Here is an 18,202-nt window from a genome sequence, read left to right as displayed (position 1 = left end):
CCTTATAACGAGGCTAGCACACCTAAATAACTGCCAATACAAATAGGAACGCCATAAGGAACTCCTCTTTGCTTTGCTTCTTCTATATTGGTTAATCGCCCATATACGTAATACACCACTGATAATAAGCCACCGATACATACTATTAAGAACAATATCGGCCATAAATAATCAGGTCTGATGGCGAATGAGTAAACTGCTAATAACTTTGTATCACCAGCACCAAGGATAGACAATTGGTTGAGAACCACACCAATAACAACAATGCTTAAAGCGTAAAGTAATGAGATGGATTCCCCATACAACAAAAAAAAAGGGAAGACCACTATCAATACAAGAATACATTCCAGGTTGGAAATCGTTCTATTTTTAACGTCTTTATACATTATAATTAGAGAAATGGTGGCTAAGATAACTAGCCACCCGTATTCTAAGATCATAATTTAAGAAATTGCTGTACCACCTAAAGCAGTAATAACACCGTTAAAAATTGACTTTAGTTGAGCGCCAACAGGGGTCATAGCAGCACCAATAACAACCGCGGTAGCAGCCGCAATTAGACCATATTCAATAGCTGTCACACCTTGTTCGTTATTTTTGTAGTTTTCTAGCGCGATTTTGGTGTTAACGAATAGTTTTGTAAGCATAGTTAATTTTCCATGTAGTTTGATTGTTTGCATACGGAATTTCACCCCGTAAACAAGGTTAACAAGATATTACTCATTTATATGATTACAGACAAATTATTAACCGTTTTTAAGTGATGAAAAATAAGTATTTAAAATGAACCAACATCAAATAAAAATCATTAATTAATAACACTTAAGTCAATAAAGGTTAATTTACAATCAGGGCAAGTTTAAAATTCGCGCAATAAGTTACCAAGCACACATAAATCAGTTGTATATGATTAAAGTTTAACCGAGATTTAATCATTCCGAATATGAGACATCACTCACAAAAAACAACACGTTGAGCTCTAAAATAAAATTCAGTAGGGTGATAACTCTAAACTTTTGCTTCGAAGAAAAATAAGCCCCACCCTAAATTTAGGGTGGGGCTTATTTTTCACTATCGAATCAAGATATATCAATTAAGTTTTTGAAATCTCAGAACCTTTAGGCTTGAATCAAGGTCGACATCGACAAACTCAGGCGGGTTGTCCAGACGCTCAATGAACTCAACGCTTGGTGCTTCTTCTGCCATCGTCTCAATCAGGAAGTTTGGTGATACTGCTGGTGAGTTCACACACGCAATCACTTCACCGCCTTCAGTTAGAAGTTCAGGCAAACGACGTAAGATTTTTTTGTAATCTTTGGTTAGAGCAAAGCTGCCTTTTTGGAACGAAGGTGGATCGATGATAACGAGCTCGTAAGGACCGCCCTTCTTGATTTTTCCCCACGACTTAAAAATATCGTAGCCAAGGAAGTTAACCGAGCGCATATCGTGATCATTCAGACGGTGGTTATCGCGGCCTTTATTCAACGAGCCACGAGACATGTCCACGTTCATACATTGACGAGCACCACCAGCGATAGCCGCGACAGAGAAACCACAAGTGTATGCGAACAGGTTAAGAACGTTCTTATCCTGAGCATTATCTTGTACCCACTGACGACCATTACGCATGTCTAGGAACAAACCGAAGTTCTGATTACGGCCAATGTCTAATTGGTACTTAAGACCATGCTCAACCACAACCGGAGAATCATTCAACTCGCCCCATAGAACCTCTGAAGGCGCGCCATCAGCATAACGGTGTTGCAGAACAATGCTTGTGCCCTGCTTTGATTGCCAGATATCTTTGTTGGTGAGTTGAACCAATCCAGCTTTTAGAGATGACAAGAATTCGTCGTCTACTTCTTTAAACACGTTAACCAATAGCTGTCCATCAACCCAGTCACATGTCAATTGCTCTAGACCAGGCCAAAACTTACCACGCCCGTGGAAAATACGGCGTAGTTCGTTTGGTACTTCATTAAGTTGCTGTTCAATATGACTAAAAAACAGAGGTAAAGCTGATGCTTCCATTATTTCACTCACTTAGTGTTTAGCTTTGGCCAAGTTAATGACCAAGGTTCAAGCCAACTGTCCAAACCGTTCGACACGGTTTCCTGATGCCACTTCTCACCCAAGGAGTTTAGGCTTCTTGGATCGCAGACATATTCGTAGGCTTGTGATTGATAGATAAATCGAATCGCGAAAGCATGCAGATAACCTCTGTCAGCCTCACTCGATGGATTATAAATAGGGTCACCAACAATGGCTGAGCCAATCGACTTCATCGCGACACGGATCTGGTGAGTTCGCCCCGTATAGGGTTTACATAAAAGCAAACGCTCACCGGGTTCAGCCGTTGCTGATAAAAATTGAGTAATCGCAGGGCTCTCTTTGGATGTCAGAAGTTTCCAACTTGAGCGTCGTGAACGCTCCATGTCTCCTGAGATCAAACCTTGCTTTTTCTTTGGCTTCTTAGAACCGATCGCAAGGTAGTATTTCTCTACTTCACGCTTTGCAAATAGCTGTGAAAGCTCGCTCGCCGCCGACGCATTTTTTGCCAGCAGCAGAATGCCCGAAGTCATTTTATCTAGTCGATGAACGAGATACAGCTTAGGCTCATTAATTGCCTTAGCAACTTCTTGAAGCAACATGGTATCGCCATCGTCTTTGTGGACGCTGACTCCAGGGTGCTTATTGATAAGTAAAAAATCAGAGTGGTTCAGAAGAATATCGAACATTAAAGGCTAGCTCCATTGTAGAACGTGGAGTATACCGCGTCTGAACCCAGATTCCAGCTACGAAAAAGCCCAACTCACTCAATAAATATTGAATCGTTGGGCTTCTTTTCAGCAACTAGCGATCAGTGCGTGGTCTTTACTCGATTACCAATAGGTAAATAGAACCAAGCTACCGCTTTACGCCAGTTTAAACTTACCAACTAATGCTTCTAGCTCAGCAACCTTAGCGTTCAAGCCTGATGTATTTTCGGAGCTACGAGTTGCTAGCTGCAGAGATTGCTCAGAGATATCGCTAATCGCGGTAATGTCCGCTGCAATTTCTTTGGTCACAGCCGTCTGTTCTTCTGCCGCAGTCGCAATAGAGTTAACCATGCTTTGTACATTGCCCGCACCGCTCACAATCGCCTCTAGCGCAGAAACAGCACCTGAGCTTTGCTCGACACCAATCTCAACTAAACGACAGTTATCTTGAGTGTAAGTCACCGCTTCTTGAGTGCCCGATTGAATTGATTGAATGATGCCCGAGACTTCTTGTGTCGCTTTAGTTGTTCTTTCTGCTAGCGCTCGCACTTCATCGGCTACCACAGCAAAACCACGACCAAATTCGCCTGCACGTGCCGCTTCAATTGCAGCGTTAAGAGCTAACAGGTTAGTTTGCTCAGCAATGTCTTCGATTACCTTGATAACGCTACCAATCTGCTCACCGTGAGAACCTAGAGTATTCATTTGCAACGACATATCGCTCATTTGAGTCGACACTTGTTGAATACTCGCCACCATCTCAACAATCACGTTGCGGCCATCTTCTGCAGAGGTTTCTGAGCGACGTGCTTCTTCATAAGTAGACGTGCCCTGCTGCGCCACTTCTGAAATGGTCAAGCTTAACTCTTCAGCAGCCGTTGCAATTAAGTTGGCCTTATCAGCTTGAGCAGAAGCGCCCGTTACGATGTCTTGACTAATAGAAGATAGTTCGCCCGTAACAGATTGAACTTCATGGGTCACAGAAGAGATAGAACCTAATAGGTCTACTAGTGATTTCTGCATCTGGTTAATCGACTTAGCCAGTTCAGCCAATTCATCACCAGAATCATCAATAATGTCGCCTGCCGTTAGGTCACCATTTGCTACACGTCGTGCTACTTGTTCTACACGAGTAAGACGATTGGTAATAGAGCTAGACAATAGATACGCAATCACACAACCAAAGACAATCGCAATAGCAGACAACACCATGATAGTGCGCTCGATGGTAGTAAACGTGTCGGTTAGTGTCAGTAGTGACTGTTCTGTATCTGCGCGCTCACTTGCTGACGCTTGATCCAGTAAGTTCTCAATAGGGATAAGATTGCTCTCATACAAAGATCGTAGCTGTTGAATATTGGCTAGTAGCGCAGCTTCATCATTGATCTTCGGCACAAGCTTTGATTCAAACTCTTGAGTGAAACGCCCCATCAGGTCTTCAATTCGCTGAATACGGCGGTGGTCTTCCGAACCTCTACTCTCCAAACGCTTAGCCTGCTCGATAGCTTGAGCAAATTCGTTCTTGCTGGTTCGATAATCATTGAGTGCGTTATCAACCAGTGTAATTGCACCAAGCGCATCTCGGTAGACATCTCCAGCTTCATCTATCAGAACAAGATAGGTAACAGTGCCCGGTACATCGTCCATTCTGATCTCATCAGCACTTCTATGAGCGCCAATAACTTCTATCCATACAATACTGACTAACGTGACAAGCACCGCCAATATAGAGCCAAAACCGGCATACAGTTTCTTTCTCACTGACAATTTCACACAACACCTACCTAAATCAAAATATAGCTCTAACAGCTATTCGTTCCATTTATATCGGCTATCAGACGGATACCTTTAATAATTATTTTTCTTAGATAATTAAGTTCCAGACATAAAAAAACGGGAGCTAATGAGCTCCCGTTTATTAAATTACTTTATCTTGCGATTAGAACTTCTTAGAAATCAGCGCAAAACCAGCAATGATACCAATACCTAGTAGCATGATTGCACCTTTACCGCTATCGAAGCCAGAAGAGATACCCATGAACGCAACGATTGCGATAGCTACTGGGATGATGTACTTAACTAGCGTGTACCATAGACCGAATAGTGGGAAAGATACTTCACCATCGTTAGTGATTTCTTTCTCTAGGTCAGCACGGTTTAGTCTCCAACCAGCGAAGATACATACCAACATACCGCCAACCGCTAGGAAAATCTTATCCGTTAGTAGGTCGAAAATGTCGAACGCGCCAGTATCAAACAGTGTTGGACCGAAGCCGCCAAGTGATAGAGAAGCGAAGATACATAGAATCGCCATTACAACACTTGCAGACAGTACCGCTGTTACACGCTTCATGCCTTTCTCATCGATTAGGTAAGAAACCACAACTTCAAGTAGAGATACTGAAGATGTTAGTGCCGCAACACTCAAACCAACGAAGAACATAAGAGCAAATAGAAGACCAACTACGCCGCCCATTTCAGCGAATAGCTGAGGAACAACAACGAATACTAAACCAGGGCCCGCTGCAGGTTCCATACCGAACGCGAACATTGCAGGGAACATTGCAACACCAGCTAGAATAGCAACACCAGTATCCATTGCGGTTACCATTGCTGTTGTCTGAACTAGGTTCTCTTTCTTCTTAAGGTAAGAACCGTATGTCATCATACAACCCATACCAAGACTTAGAGAGAAGAATGCTTGACCTAGAGCGGCTAGGATTACATTGCTGTCTACTTTAGAGAAGTCAGGACTGAATAGGAACTCAAGACCAGCCATCGCGCCCGGAAGCATAATGCCTTTGATTGATACTACAATAAGGATAATGAAAAGAAGCGGCATCAGGATCTTACCTGCTTTCTCAATACCACCAGAGATACCTTTCATAACGATAACAACGTTAAGTAGTAGGTATAAGCCCATCCACATTAGTGGTTGAACTGGGTTTGAGATAAAGCCACCAAAGCTATCACCAATTGCTTCTGGTGCGTCTAGAAGACCACCTGCAATTTTACCGATGTATGCGATTGACCAACCGCCTACTACAGGGTAGAAACCCATGATAAGTAGACCACTGAATACGCCGATAACGCCAGCGAACGTCCAACGACGGTCAGTTGTTTTAAATGCACCTACTGCTGATTTTTGCGTATGACGGCCAATCGCAAATTCAGTCAGCATGACACTGAAACCAATAAAAATTACAAAAAACAGGTAAATGGCAACGAATGCACCACCGCCACTTTCGCCTGCTGTGTATGGGAATTTCCAAATGTTACCTAAGCCAACAGCAGAACCTGCTGCAGCCATTACGAATCCTAACTTCGAACCCCAGGTATCGCGGGGTGTTGTGGTTGTATTACTAGTAGCCACGTGTACTCCAGACTTTTGTGTTATGTGATGTTGTGTTTTGCTTTGGGTGGCGTCTTTAAAAGGAAGGTGTATAAATAAATTTACACACCTAAAAGATTTGATTGACGCTCGTTGTCTAGCAAGTAAACCAGTTTAAGAATAAAATTGGAAGAGCATACCGTACAAATTTCGTTAAAGATGTAAATTTTTATGGTTAAATGCCGACTTTTCATACAAAACAATCGTTTTCTTCTTAAGTTGACCAAAACTTAACAACTTTAACCTATTTACATCTTTTGCTCTATTTTGTAAATAGTTGAATCCTTAAATTCCCATATACGTTAAATAGCATTACTATCTAAGTGTCTCTTTTTTCGAGTATTCAATGTGGATAAGCTTTATCATTTTTTAACTTTGGCCTCTGTTGTTTTGTACTGGGTTCTCGTAGCCGGTGTGACGTTTCGTGTTGTACTAAAACGACGCTCTGTCAGCGTTTCTCTTGCTTGGCTAATGGTTATCTACATTATCCCGATTGTTGGTGTAGCTTGTTACTTCCTTTTTGGTGAGCTAAACCTAGGCAGAAAAAGGGCTGAACGCGCTCATCGTATGTTTACCCCTTTCGGCGACTGGTTCCGTCAATTGAATGATTGCCAACTTCACCAACCAGGGAAAGTCGGCTCCCCTATCCATAAGATTGACGAGCTTTGTAACAATCGAATGGGCATCCCTGCACTCAGTGGAAACACTCTATCGCTGCAATCTTCACCAAACGAGATCCTACACGCAATTATCGAAGATATAGAAAATGCACAAACCAGTATCAAGATGGTTTTCTATATTTGGCATCCAGGTGGCCTGACCGATTCGGTTGCCTCCGCGCTGATTCGCGCTGCAAAACGTGGCGTAGATGTTAAAGTTTTGCTCGATTCAGCCGGTAGCCCTCGCTTTTTCAAAAGCCACTGGCAGTCAATGATGAAGGACGCAGGCGTTCAAGTCGTACAAGCACTAGAAGTGAGCCCATGGCGTATTTTTTTACGTCGCCTAGATTTAAGACAACACCGCAAAATCATTGTGATTGACGAGACTATCGCCTATACGGGTTCAATGAACATGGTCGATCCTGCTCACTTCAAACAAAGTTCCGGCGTTGGTCAGTGGATTGATGTAATGGTCAGAGTGACTGGGCCAACCGTTAATGTGTTATCCGCTATTCATGGCTGGGATTGGGAAGTTGAGACTGGTGAACGCATTCTCCCTGATATACCTGAATGCCCAGTTGAAGAAATCATGACACATCATCCGGTTCAAGTCGTGCCGTCTGGCCCTGGCATGCCGGAATATTTGATCTTACAAGTACTGACCATCGCCATCAATCAAGCGAATCATTCTGTACGTATTACTACACCTTATTTTGTGCCAAGTGCTGACTTACTCGAAACACTTAAGATGACAGCTCAACGCGGCGTAACTGTAGAACTGATCATTCCACACAATAACGATTCACTAATGGTTAAATGGGCTTCTCGTGCGTTTTATACCGAGTTGCTTGAAGCTGGCGTGAAGATCTATGAATTTTACGGTGGCCTTCTTCATACCAAATCGGTAGTGATCGATGAAGAGTTTTGCTTGATCGGAACCGTCAATATCGACATGCGCAGTTTGTGGCTCAACTTTGAAGTGACTCTGGCTGTGGATGATGTGCATTTCACGCAAAAACTGTCTGAGCTGCAGAAATCTTATATCGCTTCATCCCACTCTGTAGAGTTAGAACAGTGGGAGCAAAGAAACCTTAGTAATCGCTTCTTTGAGAGGCTGTTCTACTTGTTCAACCCACTCCTATAATTCCAGCAATGAGTCGATTATGGCTCGTTGTTTCCCCATCGATCATTTTTAACCTTTCACTGTTAACTGAGTGAAAGGTTAAAAATCGTAAGAAAAGCGTAAAAATCCCCGCTCCGCTCTTGCTTTGAACACTCTTGGCATGTTTTAAATAGGACATAACCGATTGATAAGGAATTCACAGCATGTCCGAGAACAAAACCACTAAACTTATCACTGCCGGTCGTGATAAGAAGTGGACCAATGGTGTTGTTAACCCACCAGTACAACGCGCTTCAACTGTCGTATTTAACTCAGTAGAAGAGAAGCGTAAAGCTACGATTAACCGCGCTAACAAGACCCTTTTTTACGGACGTCGTGGAACCAACACTCATTTTGCCTTCCAAGATGCGATGGTTGAAGTAGAAGGCGGCGCGGGTTGTGCACTGTACCCGTGTGGTACAGCAGCAATTTCGAATGCCATTCTCTCTTTTGTAGAAACAGGTGATCATATTTTAATGGTTGACACCTGCTACGAACCTACTCGTGATTTCTGTGACACCATCATGAAAAAGATGGGGGTAGAGACAACTTACTACGAGCCAACGATTGGTGAAGGTATCCAAGACCTTATCAAGCCAAACACTAAGGTGCTGTTTACTGAGTCTCCAGGCTCTGTCACCATGGAAGTGCAGGATATTCCAACACTAGCGCGTATCGCTCATGAACATGACATCATCGTTATGCTAGACAATACTTGGGCGGCTGGCGTGAACTTCTCACCGTTTGATTTTGGTGTTGATATCTCGATTCAAGCAGCGACCAAATACATCGTGGGTCACTCTGATGTGATGCTAGGTACGGCAGTCGCCAATGAGAAATGCTGGGATCAACTAAGAGAGCAAAGTTACTTGATGGGGCAATGTGTCTCACCTGATGATGCTTATTTAGGGCTTCGCGGCATTCGTACTCTTGATGTGCGTCTACGCCAACACGCAGAAAGCAGCTTGAAGGTCGCAAAATGGTTAGAGACTCGTCCTGAAGTTAACCACGTTCGTCACCCTGCTCTTGAGTCTTGCCCAGGCCATGAATTCTTCAAACGAGATTTTACTGGCGGTAATGGCTTGTTCTCTTTTGTACTAAACAACTCTAATATCAAAGCGACGACAGCGTTACTTGATGGAATGACACATTTTAGTATGGGTTACTCTTGGGGTGGATTTGAAAGTTTGATTCTAGCTAACGAACCAAGCAGTTTTGACAGCTTGAGAACTGTTGCCAATCCTAATTTCGAAGGTACCTTGATACGTGTTCATATTGGGTTAGAAGATGTTGATGACCTGATTGCTGATCTAGAGGCGGGATTAGAACGTTATAGCGCTCTGATTTAATCTGAGACGATAGGTCTAATATGCAAAAAAGGCAGGATATTCCTGCCTTTTTCTGTTTAAAGCATAACTCAAAATACTCATATTCAGATACTTCAGCTCATAATACAAACCGCTCATAGTCCAGAAGCTTTCAAAGCCAATATTGAACCTTAAAGCACATCCACTTAAAGATCTCAGAGCGATGAAAAAATGGCTATGAATTTTTCAATTTCTAAGTGATTGTTCCGCTGAAATAAATAACACTTTATTTGTGTGGGCAACCGACTAAATGATCATTGACCATACCTGTTGCTTGCATAAATGCGTAACAGATTGTTTCTCCTACAAACTTAAAGCCTCTCTTCTTCAAAAACTTACTCATCGCTTTAGATTGCTCGGTAGAAGCGGGAACTTGAGACATCTCAGTCCATTGATTCACGATCACTTCATTATCAACAAATTGCCATAAGGCATTAGAAAGAGAGCCGAACTCTTTCTGTAATTCAAGCGTTGCTCGTGCATTGTTGTATACCGAAGCAATCTTACCCCTGTGTTTAACCACATCGAAGTTTTCAATGATGTGCGGCACGTTGTCTTCATTCAGCTCAGCTAGCTTGTTTAGATCGTAATTATCGAACGCGGCACGATAGCCTTCACGCTTTTTCAGGATCGTAATCCAACTCAGACCTGCTTGAGCACCTTCTAAAGTAATGAACTCAAACAGAACTTGGTCATCATAAACAGGCACGCCCCACTCTGCATCGTGGTACTCCCTTTCAAGCTCATGTTTAAGCGCCCATGCACACGTTCTATCCACTGTATTCGCTTCCATTTCGATGGTCTCTTTTAGTAATCATACATAAAAATAATGCCCCAATTAGGGGCATTATTTCAAAGGTCAGTTGACGTTAAGCCACTTCAATTTTATGGAACAAACGATACAGCACAGGCACTACGATTAGCGTGAGTACAGTCGCAAAGCCTAAACCAAACATGATGGTTACTGCCATTGGTTTGAAGAAGATATCCGGTAGTAGAGGGATCATACCTAGAATGGTGGTAATCGCCGCCATACATACCGGGCGAACACGACTCAGAGCCGCATCAACAACCGCTACATACGGATCTTTACCAGATTTCATCTCAATCTCAATTTGATCAAGTAGTACGATACCGTTCTTCAGAAGCATCCCAGATAGACTCAAGAAGCCCAACAGCGCCATAAAGCCGAATGGTGTATTCAAGGCTAGCAAGCCTGTCGTCACCCCTATCAACGCCAATGGAACCGTTAACCAAACGATCAGAGGCTCTTTCACCGAGTTAAACAAGAACACAGTGATTAAGAACATGAACAAGTAACCCAGAGGCATGGTTGTGAACAGTGACGCCTGTGCATCTGCTGACGACTCATATTCACCCCCCCATTCCAATGAGTAACCCGGAGGCATCTCAATCGCTTCAATCTGTGGTTGTAAGCGTTTCTGTAGAGTTGAGGCCGTCTCTTCACCCAATAGATCAGGATCCGCCATTACCGTTAGCATACGCTTACGGTTCTTACGGATGATCAGTGGATCTTCCCATTCTAGCTCGTAACCTAACGTTACTTGTTGAAGTGGGATGTACTCACTTAATGCTGGGCTCCAGATCTTCATGCCTTCGATGTTACGAATATCGACACGCTCGTCTTCAGGCAAACGAGCCACAATCGGCATTAACGTTGTACCATCACGATACACACCAATCGACTTACCAGAGAAAGACATTGCTAGGAAATCATCAACGTCAGATTTAGTAATACCATAACGACGCGCTTGGCTTTCATTGAACTGAGGCTCTAATACCTTAGTTCTTTCACGCCAATCGTGACGAACGTTAAATGCGCCTTCATCAGCACGCATGATGTCCATCACTTGTGCAGCGATTGAACGTAAAACCGTTGGATCAGAACCCACAATTCGCGCTTCAATTTTCGCACCGCCACCAGGACCTAATTCGATCTGTTTAAGCTTGTAGTCAATCTCTGGGAACTGACCATTTACATGTTCACGGAAGCGTTTCATTAGCCCTTCAAGTACTTCATAACTTTTCACACGAACCGTTATCTCGCCGTAAGCGCTATAACTTTTCTCTGGCGCATAAGTCAGCATGAAACGTTGCAGGCCTTTACCCGCGGTTGTCGTGATATGTTCAACTTCGTCCTGCTCAGCTAGCCAACTCTCAAGCACTTTAAGCTTGGTATTGGTCGCTCGAATATCGGTACCTTCTGGCATCCACACATCCACTTGGAACATAGGTGTGGTTGAAGACGGGAAGAAGGCTTGCTTAACGAAACCAAAACCGTACACACTCGCGCCTAAACCAATAATCAGAACAAACATGGTTAACCAAGCACGCTTCATACAGAACTCAAGGAAGTTTTTGTAGATAACAAAAACCATCCCGTTGTATGGGTCCTTACCTTCGTTATCTGGATCGACCTTCTGACCTTTAAAGAACATGTCGGCAAAGAACGGCGTGAGCGAGATGGCAGTAAACCAACTCAGCATCAAGGAGATCAGTAGCACCGTGAACAAGGTGCCACAGTATTCGCCTGTTGAGTCTTCAGATAAACCAATTGGAGCAAACGCAGTCACCGCAATAACCGTCGCACCAAGCAGCGGCCATTTGGTTTGGGTTACGATATCGGTGGCGGCCTGCATCCGGGTTCGCCCCTTCTGCGTGCCGATCAATATCCCTTCCACCACCACAATGGCATTATCCACCAGCATCCCCAAGGCGATAACCAACGCGCCCAGTGAAATACGTTGTAGGTCGATCTTGAAGTACTGCATGAAAATGAATGTACCGAATACGGTCAATAGCAGTATCAAACCAATCAATAGGCCCGATCTTAGTCCCATGAAGAACAGTAACACCACGATTACGATCGCAACCGCCTGCCCTAAACTCACCACAAATCCGCTTACCGACTTGTTCACCTCTTTAGGTTGGTTATAAACCTCGGAGATGTCGATACCGACGGGTTGTTGATATTTAAGCTCGGCGAGTCTTCGATCAAAGTCTTCACCCACTGCGACCACGTTCACGCCTTGCGCAAAAGAGACACCCAGGTTAAGCGCGAGTTCGCCGTTATAACCAATGATGTTACTCGGTACCTCAACGTAACCACGGGTTACATTCGCCACATCTTTTAGATAGATAAGCCCTTGAGCGCCACCTTCTGTCAGAATTAAATCGCCAAGCTGCTCAACATTCTGGAACTCACCCGTTGGATGGATTCGAATATATTCATCACCAATCCTTACCGCTCCTGCACTTGATACAATATTTTGAGTCGATAAAAGGTTAAATACCGTGCTTGGAGACAGACCCAGAGAGCTTATCCGTTTCATCGATATCTCAATGAACACTTGCTCTTGTTGTTGGCCGGAAACGGAGACTTTACTGACCCCATCAACCAACTCTAGCTCTCGCCTTAGGTAATCAATGTAATCCAGCAGCTCTTTGTAGCTATAGCCATCCCCCGTCACCGCCAGCAAAATACCGTAAACGTCACCGAAATCATCGATGACTTGAGGATCATTGACGCCGGGTGGCAGTTCAACCTTGAGATCATTCACTTTTCGGCGAAGTTCATCCCATATTTGCGGAAGATCATCTGGGCCGTAGTTGTTCTTCATCGTCACCGTTACCTGTGATAGGCCGCGGCTAGAGATAGAGTTCACTTCGTCCACATAGGTAAGTTGTTGAATCGCTTTTTCTAGTGGGTAAGTAACTTCTTCTTCAACTTGTTGAGGTGTGGCCCCTGGGTAAGAGGTCACAACCATCGCATCTTTGATGGTAAAGGCAGGATCTTCTAAACGACCCAAGCCGAAAAAGGCAGAGACACCACCAATAAGAAAGATCAGAGATAGCATCCAGCTAATGACTTTGTTACGTATAAAGTAAGAAGCAACACCTGTGATCTGATCATCACCCTGTTGATCGTCATTTTGGGGCTTGTTATTTACTTCACTCATTGTTCGTCTCCTGAGACAATACTTCCACTGTCATCCCATCTCGCAATCGCGATACGCCTGCAACAACGACATGCTGCCCCATTTCCAATCCTTTCACTACCTGCAATGTTTCCTGGTTTGCTTTTCCTAACACGACTTGTTGTTTCGAGACTGTCTTGTCGTCGTTAAGAACCCACACATAAGAGTTTTTACGATCCAGTTCATCACCGTCTGCATTGAATACCGCTTCGATCGGAATAAGTACACCAGCTTTTAGCTCCAAACCGATATCCCGCCCGTTTGAAGTCACATCAACGGCCATACCATCAAGAATCAAATCGTCTTCTGGCATCGGCAAAGCTAATGTAACCGTGAAGGTACCCGTACTTGGATCGGGTTCAGTGGTAAACTCCTTAATAGCCGCCGTGTATTCATTGCCACTGGGTACTCTTACCACAGCCTCAACATTCGATAACAGCTGTTCGCTAGGCTGATTCACGTAAATCTGGTCAGGCAGTTGGATAACAACCTCAACATCCTCGACACTGTGAATGTTCACGACCTGCTGGCCTACCTGAATATTTTCATATTGATCGACACTGACACGAGAAATGATCCCATCAACAGGCGCACGAAGCATAGTGAACGATAAGCGCAGTTTCGCCAGTTCCAACTCGGCATAAGCAATCTGGCGTTGAGCGGCAATTTCATCGAATTGCGACTTAGCCAATAAGCCTTTCTTCACTAGCGGACTCGAACGTCGGTATTGACTATTGATTACCGTGTAACGAGCTTGAGCATTGTCCACATCCAATTGATAATCGGTTGGGTCAAGCTCGGCAATGATGTCCCCTTTGGCAACTCGTTCACCTTCCTTCACATCTAGCTTGAAGATTTCACCCGCAACTCGGAAACTGAGGTGAGCCTTCTCAGCAGCGTTTGCTACCGCAGGGAAATAGAGTTTGTCGCTAAAATCGATGACTGAAATCTCGATAGCTTTAACCAAGGGCGTGTTATTCACTTCTACAGCTTGCTTATCTTCACAAGCCGTCAGTAAGGCTAAACACGACAGGCCAGCAGCCACTTTAAGTGTTTTCATGTTATAGCCCCCTTTCCTTGATCCACTCTCGAACTTTAATGCCCGACTCAAGACCATTGACGCCAGAAGTCACAATGCGATCGCCATCGTTCAATCCAGAGACGATATGGCGTTTTTCATCGATGACAATGGCAACATTTTCAACAATGCCGTCGCTATTCACACGCCATACAGAGACATCATCCCCATCGGTCATCATTGCTGACGTTGGTATTTTGGTGGCCGCCGCTAACGATGAAACGAGATTTACCGAGCCAGACATACCGGGCAAAATACCCACATCGGTTGGTCTTTCCATTACCATGGTGACTTTGTACGAACCTGTTTTCGGGTCAGCTTCGGTATCCACTTCTTGGAAGGTTAAAACGTAAGAGTTTTCAGGAAACGCATCAAAAACCATGGTTGCATCAATCTCGACCCCTGATGAAAAGCGCGTAATAAGTTGGTCGGGTAATAAGAAGACGACTTTAAGAATTTGATTGGTTTGAATATTCATCACGCCTTGTTTAGCCGCAATGTATTCATGGTTTTCAGCAGGAATGATGGAAATGGTTCCGTCATACGGCGCAACCAAAGTGGTGTAGCGAAGATTCGCGTTAGCTTGATTAAGCACCGCGCGAGCTGAATTGTGGTTCGCTTTCGCTTGGTCGAAATCTTGCTCTGATACCACACGATCTTTACGAAGTTTGATCGCACGTTGATATTGAACATCGGCTAGCTGAAAATTCGCTTTTGCTTGCTTCTCGAGTAGTTGATATTCATCGGGATTTAACTTAGCAAGCTCGTCGCCTTTAGACACGTGCTGCCCAGCGGTCACATCGATGCTCTGCAATAACCCAGGAACACGGAATGCGAGTACCGCTCTGTCACCAGCTTCTGTGGTAGCAGGGAAATTACGCTCAAAGGCATTATTACCGACGGAGACAGTGAAGAGTTTGGCGGGTCTGGACTCAGGTTCAGGCACGGGAGGAAGCTCCTTACCACACCCAGACAACCCAGCTAAGGCAGTCAATAGGACAAGGGAGGCTCTATACATTGGTGATCATCCATATCTATAAATATTTTTATAACATAGATTAATCACATGTAACTTACCAGTCAGCGTAAGATTTATTTAGAGAAAATTATTAAAAAAAATAACGGCTTGGAATAAATTTTCCTAAACCGTTATCTAATCCTTTTTAGGTTTTACCACTACATGTTCTTAAATTCACGATTCACTTTAAACGTATCTGAGGTGACATAAGCTTCCATGTTGCGGACACTGGTCTCTAACTTCTGGAAATCACCCTCTAAAGTGTTCAATAGCGACTCTGCAGTTTGCCCTTTTTCCCAAGGCTTTTGCTTCAGCGTATGCTCTTGTTTCGCCTTCATTTGGTCGACATACTGAGGTGGTTGTTTTTCAAGCATAAATGTCAAAGCTAAATACGCTAATAACACCAGAAAACTACCACCAAGCAGTGCTGCTGAGATAACTAAGATGCGAACCAACCACACTTCAAGGCCAAAATAGTTCGCTAACCCTGCACACACACCAGACAATTTGCCGTTAATCGTGTCGCGATACAGTTCTCTACTCATAGTTTCGTCTCCAGTTAGGCGACTCCGCATCCAGTATTTTTTCTAGCGTTTTCACTCGGTCTTGCATGGATTCGGCTTGCGCAGAAAGCTTATGCAGACGTTGAAGATCCGTTTCAGAAAGACCATTGCTGGATTTCTTCTTGCTGCGGTAATGTAAGAATAACCATAGCGGTGCCACGAAGATTAAAAAGACAATCAGTGGACCTGCAATTAGAAATGTTGACATAGACAACTCCTAGATTATTTATCGCGGTTTTCAACTTGTTGCTTCAGTTTCGCTAGCTCTTTTTCGATTTCATCTTGAGCTTGTAGCTCGGCAAACTCTTGGTCTAAAGATTTTGCGTTGCCAGTCTTAGCGTAAACGTCCGCTTCAGCTTCTAATTCATCCACTTTACGCGAGAATTGCTCAAACTTCGCCATTGCTTCGTTGGTTTTGCTTGAGTGCAGGTGTTTTTGAACATCACGACGGTTGCTTGCCGCATTGTTACGAATCATTAATGCTTGTTGCTTTGCACGAGTTTCTGCGATCTTTGTTTCAAGTTTACCAATTTCACTCGTCAATTTTTCGATGGTTTCATGAACCAAGGTTTGTTCGGTGTGAAGGCTCTTGATGATGTCTTCCAGTTTTTGCTTTTCGATTAGCGCCGCTCTCGCCAAATCTTCGCGTTGTTTGGTCAGGGCAAGTGTCGCTTTATTTTGCCAATCTAGAATCTGTGTTTCGATAGCTTCTACTTTACGCGCTAGCTCTTTCTTGTCAGCAATTGCTTTTGCTGAGTTGGTACGAACTTCAACTAAGGTGTCTTCCATTTCTTGGATAATAAGACGAATCATCTTTTCTGGATCTTCAGCCTTATCTAATAGTGCACTGATGTTTGAATTTACAATGTCTGCAAAGCGAGAAAAAATACCCATGAGGAACTCCTTAATTACAATGATGGCAAATGCGTTTCAAATCGTTGTGCGACTTTATCAATCCACTTGCTCAAAAATTTACGTTTGTTGTTAAACCTACCATAAATAATCCAAGTAGCGTGCCAACTTTTAAGCCATTTATTATCAGTTACTTACAATAAAATGGTGATTAACTCGAACCATGCTATGATGAATTTAGCCAAGTATTGGTATTTTTCACCACTATGGCTCTTACATGACCTCTCCAGCGATTAATTCATACAAGGACCCGCTATGCAGCAGAACCTCATTGGTGAATCACCTAGCTTTCTCTCTGTGTTAGATAAAGTTTCCCAACTCGCACCAATCGAAAGACCGATTCTGATCATTGGCGAACGTGGCACAGGTAAAGAGTTGATCGCACAAAGACTGCATTACCTTTCAAGACGTTGGGATAAACCTTTGATCTCATTGAACTGCTCAACCTTAAGTGAAGGTTTGATTGATTCAGAACTGTTTGGTCATGAATCGGGATCCTTTACGGGTTCGAAAGGGCGTCATCAAGGTCGTTTTGAAAGAGCAGAAGGCGGAACGCTGTTTCTGGATGAGCTGGCGACCACTCCCCTTGCGGTTCAAGAGAAACTACTGCGCGTTATTGAATACGGGCAATATGAACGTGTCGGTGGGCAAAAGGCGCTAAGTGCCAATGTCAGACTAGTGTGTGCAACCAATGCCGACTTACCAGACATGGCATTAAAGGGCGAATTCCGAGCAGACCTATTAGATAGACTGGCGTTTGACGTCATTACTATCCCTCCTTTGCGTGAGCGAAAAGAAGACATCATGCTACTGGCAGAATATTACGCCATTAAGATGTGTCGTGAATTGGAATTGGAGTTGTTTGTTGGCTTTGCCCCCTCTGCCGTTGAATCGCTTTTGGATTATTCTTGGCCAGGGAATGTACGAGAACTCAAAAACGTCATTGAGCGAGCTATCTATCAGCACGGAAAAGATCCATATCCTATTGAATATTTGGTGTTTAACCCATTTAAACCCGCATGGAAAACAGAGCAAGATTCCTCTCCGGAAACTGGCAATGAGCCGTCTAACAGCCATACTTCATCAGAGAGCTTGTTTTCTTTGCCGCTTGATTACAAAGCATGGCAAGAACAACAAGACATCAAGCTACTCAACCAAGCCCTCAAACAGAGCAAATATAACCAGAAACAAGCCGCAGAATTACTTGGGTTAACCTACAACCAATTACGTGGAATGGTGAGGAAGTACGCGATTGTCGGACAAGCTAACGATAAATAGCTGTCCACGCTTGATTA

At 43.8% G+C, this 18,202-nt stretch carries 16 protein-coding genes; 3 read left to right on the top strand and 13 right to left on the bottom strand.

The window, feature by feature from the left end:
* Nucleotides 1-2: 2 nt before the first annotated feature.
* The 6 genes from ACED41_RS11745 to ACED41_RS11720 form a co-directional block, all read right to left on the bottom strand.
* Nucleotides 3-440 carry a prepilin peptidase gene (locus tag ACED41_RS11745; protein ID WP_136974644.1) on the bottom strand — a complete coding sequence of 146 codons (438 nt, stop codon included), beginning with the start codon at nucleotides 438-440 and terminating at the stop codon, nucleotides 3-5.
* Between the two features lie 3 nt (nucleotides 441-443).
* Nucleotides 444-647 carry a Flp family type IVb pilin gene (locus ACED41_RS11740; RefSeq protein WP_371725016.1) on the bottom strand — a complete coding sequence of 68 codons (204 nt, stop codon included), beginning with the start codon at nucleotides 645-647 and terminating at the stop codon, nucleotides 444-446.
* Nucleotides 648-1,089: 442 nt separating this feature from the next.
* On the bottom strand, nucleotides 1,090-2,031 hold the full coding sequence (locus ACED41_RS11735) for a class I SAM-dependent methyltransferase (RefSeq protein WP_371725003.1): 942 nt from the start codon (nucleotides 2,029-2,031) through the stop codon (nucleotides 1,090-1,092).
* Between the two features lie 8 nt (nucleotides 2,032-2,039).
* Nucleotides 2,040-2,738: a TIGR01621 family pseudouridine synthase gene (locus ACED41_RS11730; protein ID WP_371725002.1), complete on the bottom strand. Its 699-nt coding sequence runs from the start codon at nucleotides 2,736-2,738 to the stop codon at nucleotides 2,040-2,042.
* A 177-nt stretch (nucleotides 2,739-2,915) separates the two neighbouring features.
* Complete coding sequence (locus ACED41_RS11725) at nucleotides 2,916-4,532, bottom strand: methyl-accepting chemotaxis protein (protein ID WP_371725001.1); 1,617 nt, start codon at nucleotides 4,530-4,532, stop codon at nucleotides 2,916-2,918.
* Between the two features lie 166 nt (nucleotides 4,533-4,698).
* Nucleotides 4,699-6,132: a sodium-dependent transporter gene (locus ACED41_RS11720; protein ID WP_136979674.1), complete on the bottom strand. Its 1,434-nt coding sequence runs from the start codon at nucleotides 6,130-6,132 to the stop codon at nucleotides 4,699-4,701.
* A gap of 366 nt (nucleotides 6,133-6,498) precedes the next feature.
* On the opposite strand from ACED41_RS11720, the gene cls reads away from it, so the two are divergent.
* Complete coding sequence (gene cls / locus ACED41_RS11715; protein WP_017065339.1) at nucleotides 6,499-7,953, top strand: cardiolipin synthase; 1,455 nt, start codon at nucleotides 6,499-6,501, stop codon at nucleotides 7,951-7,953.
* A gap of 182 nt (nucleotides 7,954-8,135) precedes the next feature.
* The gene (locus ACED41_RS11710) at nucleotides 8,136-9,320 is read left to right on the top strand and encodes a cystathionine beta-lyase (RefSeq protein WP_017065338.1); all 1,185 of its coding nucleotides are present in this window, start codon (nucleotides 8,136-8,138) and stop codon (nucleotides 9,318-9,320) included.
* Nucleotides 9,321-9,564: 244 nt separating this feature from the next.
* Here ACED41_RS11710 and ACED41_RS11705 read toward each other — a convergent pair whose 3' ends face one another.
* The 7 genes from ACED41_RS11705 to pspA form a co-directional block, all read right to left on the bottom strand.
* On the bottom strand, nucleotides 9,565-10,131 hold the full coding sequence (locus ACED41_RS11705; RefSeq protein WP_017065337.1) for a DNA-3-methyladenine glycosylase I: 567 nt from the start codon (nucleotides 10,129-10,131) through the stop codon (nucleotides 9,565-9,567).
* Nucleotides 10,132-10,207: 76 nt separating this feature from the next.
* On the bottom strand, nucleotides 10,208-13,318 hold the full coding sequence (locus tag ACED41_RS11700) for an efflux RND transporter permease subunit (RefSeq protein ID WP_017060313.1): 3,111 nt from the start codon (nucleotides 13,316-13,318) through the stop codon (nucleotides 10,208-10,210).
* Nucleotides 13,311-14,396: an efflux RND transporter periplasmic adaptor subunit gene (locus tag ACED41_RS11695; RefSeq protein WP_371725000.1), complete on the bottom strand. Its 1,086-nt coding sequence runs from the start codon at nucleotides 14,394-14,396 to the stop codon at nucleotides 13,311-13,313. Before ACED41_RS11695 ends, ACED41_RS11700 begins: the two co-directional genes overlap by 8 nt.
* Before the next feature lies 1 nt (nucleotide 14,397).
* Nucleotides 14,398-15,432: an efflux RND transporter periplasmic adaptor subunit gene (locus ACED41_RS11690; RefSeq protein ID WP_029235302.1), complete on the bottom strand. Its 1,035-nt coding sequence runs from the start codon at nucleotides 15,430-15,432 to the stop codon at nucleotides 14,398-14,400.
* Nucleotides 15,433-15,590: 158 nt separating this feature from the next.
* A complete protein-coding gene (gene pspC, locus ACED41_RS11685) occupies nucleotides 15,591-15,977 on the bottom strand; it encodes an envelope stress response membrane protein PspC (RefSeq protein ID WP_017065334.1) in 387 nt (128 codons plus the stop codon).
* Nucleotides 15,970-16,203 (bottom strand): envelope stress response membrane protein PspB, encoded by a 234-nt coding sequence (gene pspB, locus ACED41_RS11680; RefSeq protein WP_004734605.1) that lies wholly within the window; start codon nucleotides 16,201-16,203, stop codon nucleotides 15,970-15,972. The genes pspC and pspB overlap by 8 nt, the downstream gene beginning before the upstream one ends.
* 14 nt (nucleotides 16,204-16,217) lie before the next feature.
* Nucleotides 16,218-16,889, bottom strand: a complete 672-nt coding sequence (gene pspA, locus ACED41_RS11675; protein ID WP_010440091.1) for a phage shock protein PspA — start codon at nucleotides 16,887-16,889, stop codon at nucleotides 16,218-16,220.
* Nucleotides 16,890-17,162: 273 nt separating this feature from the next.
* On the opposite strand from pspA, the gene pspF reads away from it, so the two are divergent.
* Entirely contained in the window at nucleotides 17,163-18,185 is a 1,023-nt protein-coding gene (pspF, locus tag ACED41_RS11670; protein ID WP_371724999.1) for a phage shock protein operon transcriptional activator, read from the top strand.
* Nucleotides 18,186-18,202: the final 17 nt, after the last annotated feature.

The sequence above is a fragment of the Vibrio sp. 1F255 genome, assembly GCF_041439145.1.
In the GTDB taxonomy this organism is placed as follows: Bacteria; Pseudomonadota; Gammaproteobacteria; order Enterobacterales; family Vibrionaceae; genus Vibrio; species Vibrio crassostreae_C.
Note: the sequence above shows the minus strand (reverse complement) of the source record. Positions and strands in the feature narration are given on the sequence as shown.

Coding starts and splice junctions, on each gene's coding strand:
- ACED41_RS11745 (WP_136974644.1), bottom strand. CDS start 440: ATGATCTTAGAATACGGGTGGCTAGTTATCTTAGCCACCATTTCTCTA.
- ACED41_RS11740 (WP_371725016.1), bottom strand. CDS start 647: ATGCTTACAAAACTATTCGTTAACACCAAAATCGCGCTAGAAAACTAC.
- ACED41_RS11735 (WP_371725003.1), bottom strand. CDS start 2,031: ATGGAAGCATCAGCTTTACCTCTGTTTTTTAGTCATATTGAACAGCAA.
- ACED41_RS11730 (WP_371725002.1), bottom strand. CDS start 2,738: ATGTTCGATATTCTTCTGAACCACTCTGATTTTTTACTTATCAATAAG.
- ACED41_RS11710 (WP_017065338.1), top strand. CDS start 8,136: ATGTCCGAGAACAAAACCACTAAACTTATCACTGCCGGTCGTGATAAG.
- ACED41_RS11705 (WP_017065337.1), bottom strand. CDS start 10,131: ATGGAAGCGAATACAGTGGATAGAACGTGTGCATGGGCGCTTAAACAT.
- ACED41_RS11700 (WP_017060313.1), bottom strand. CDS start 13,318: ATGAGTGAAGTAAATAACAAGCCCCAAAATGACGATCAACAGGGTGAT.
- ACED41_RS11695 (WP_371725000.1), bottom strand. CDS start 14,396: ATGAAAACACTTAAAGTGGCTGCTGGCCTGTCGTGTTTAGCCTTACTG.
- ACED41_RS11690 (WP_029235302.1), bottom strand. CDS start 15,432: ATGTATAGAGCCTCCCTTGTCCTATTGACTGCCTTAGCTGGGTTGTCT.
- pspC (WP_017065334.1), bottom strand. CDS start 15,977: ATGAGTAGAGAACTGTATCGCGACACGATTAACGGCAAATTGTCTGGT.
- pspB (WP_004734605.1), bottom strand. CDS start 16,203: ATGTCAACATTTCTAATTGCAGGTCCACTGATTGTCTTTTTAATCTTC.
- pspA (WP_010440091.1), bottom strand. CDS start 16,889: ATGGGTATTTTTTCTCGCTTTGCAGACATTGTAAATTCAAACATCAGT.
- pspF (WP_371724999.1), top strand. CDS start 17,163: ATGCAGCAGAACCTCATTGGTGAATCACCTAGCTTTCTCTCTGTGTTA.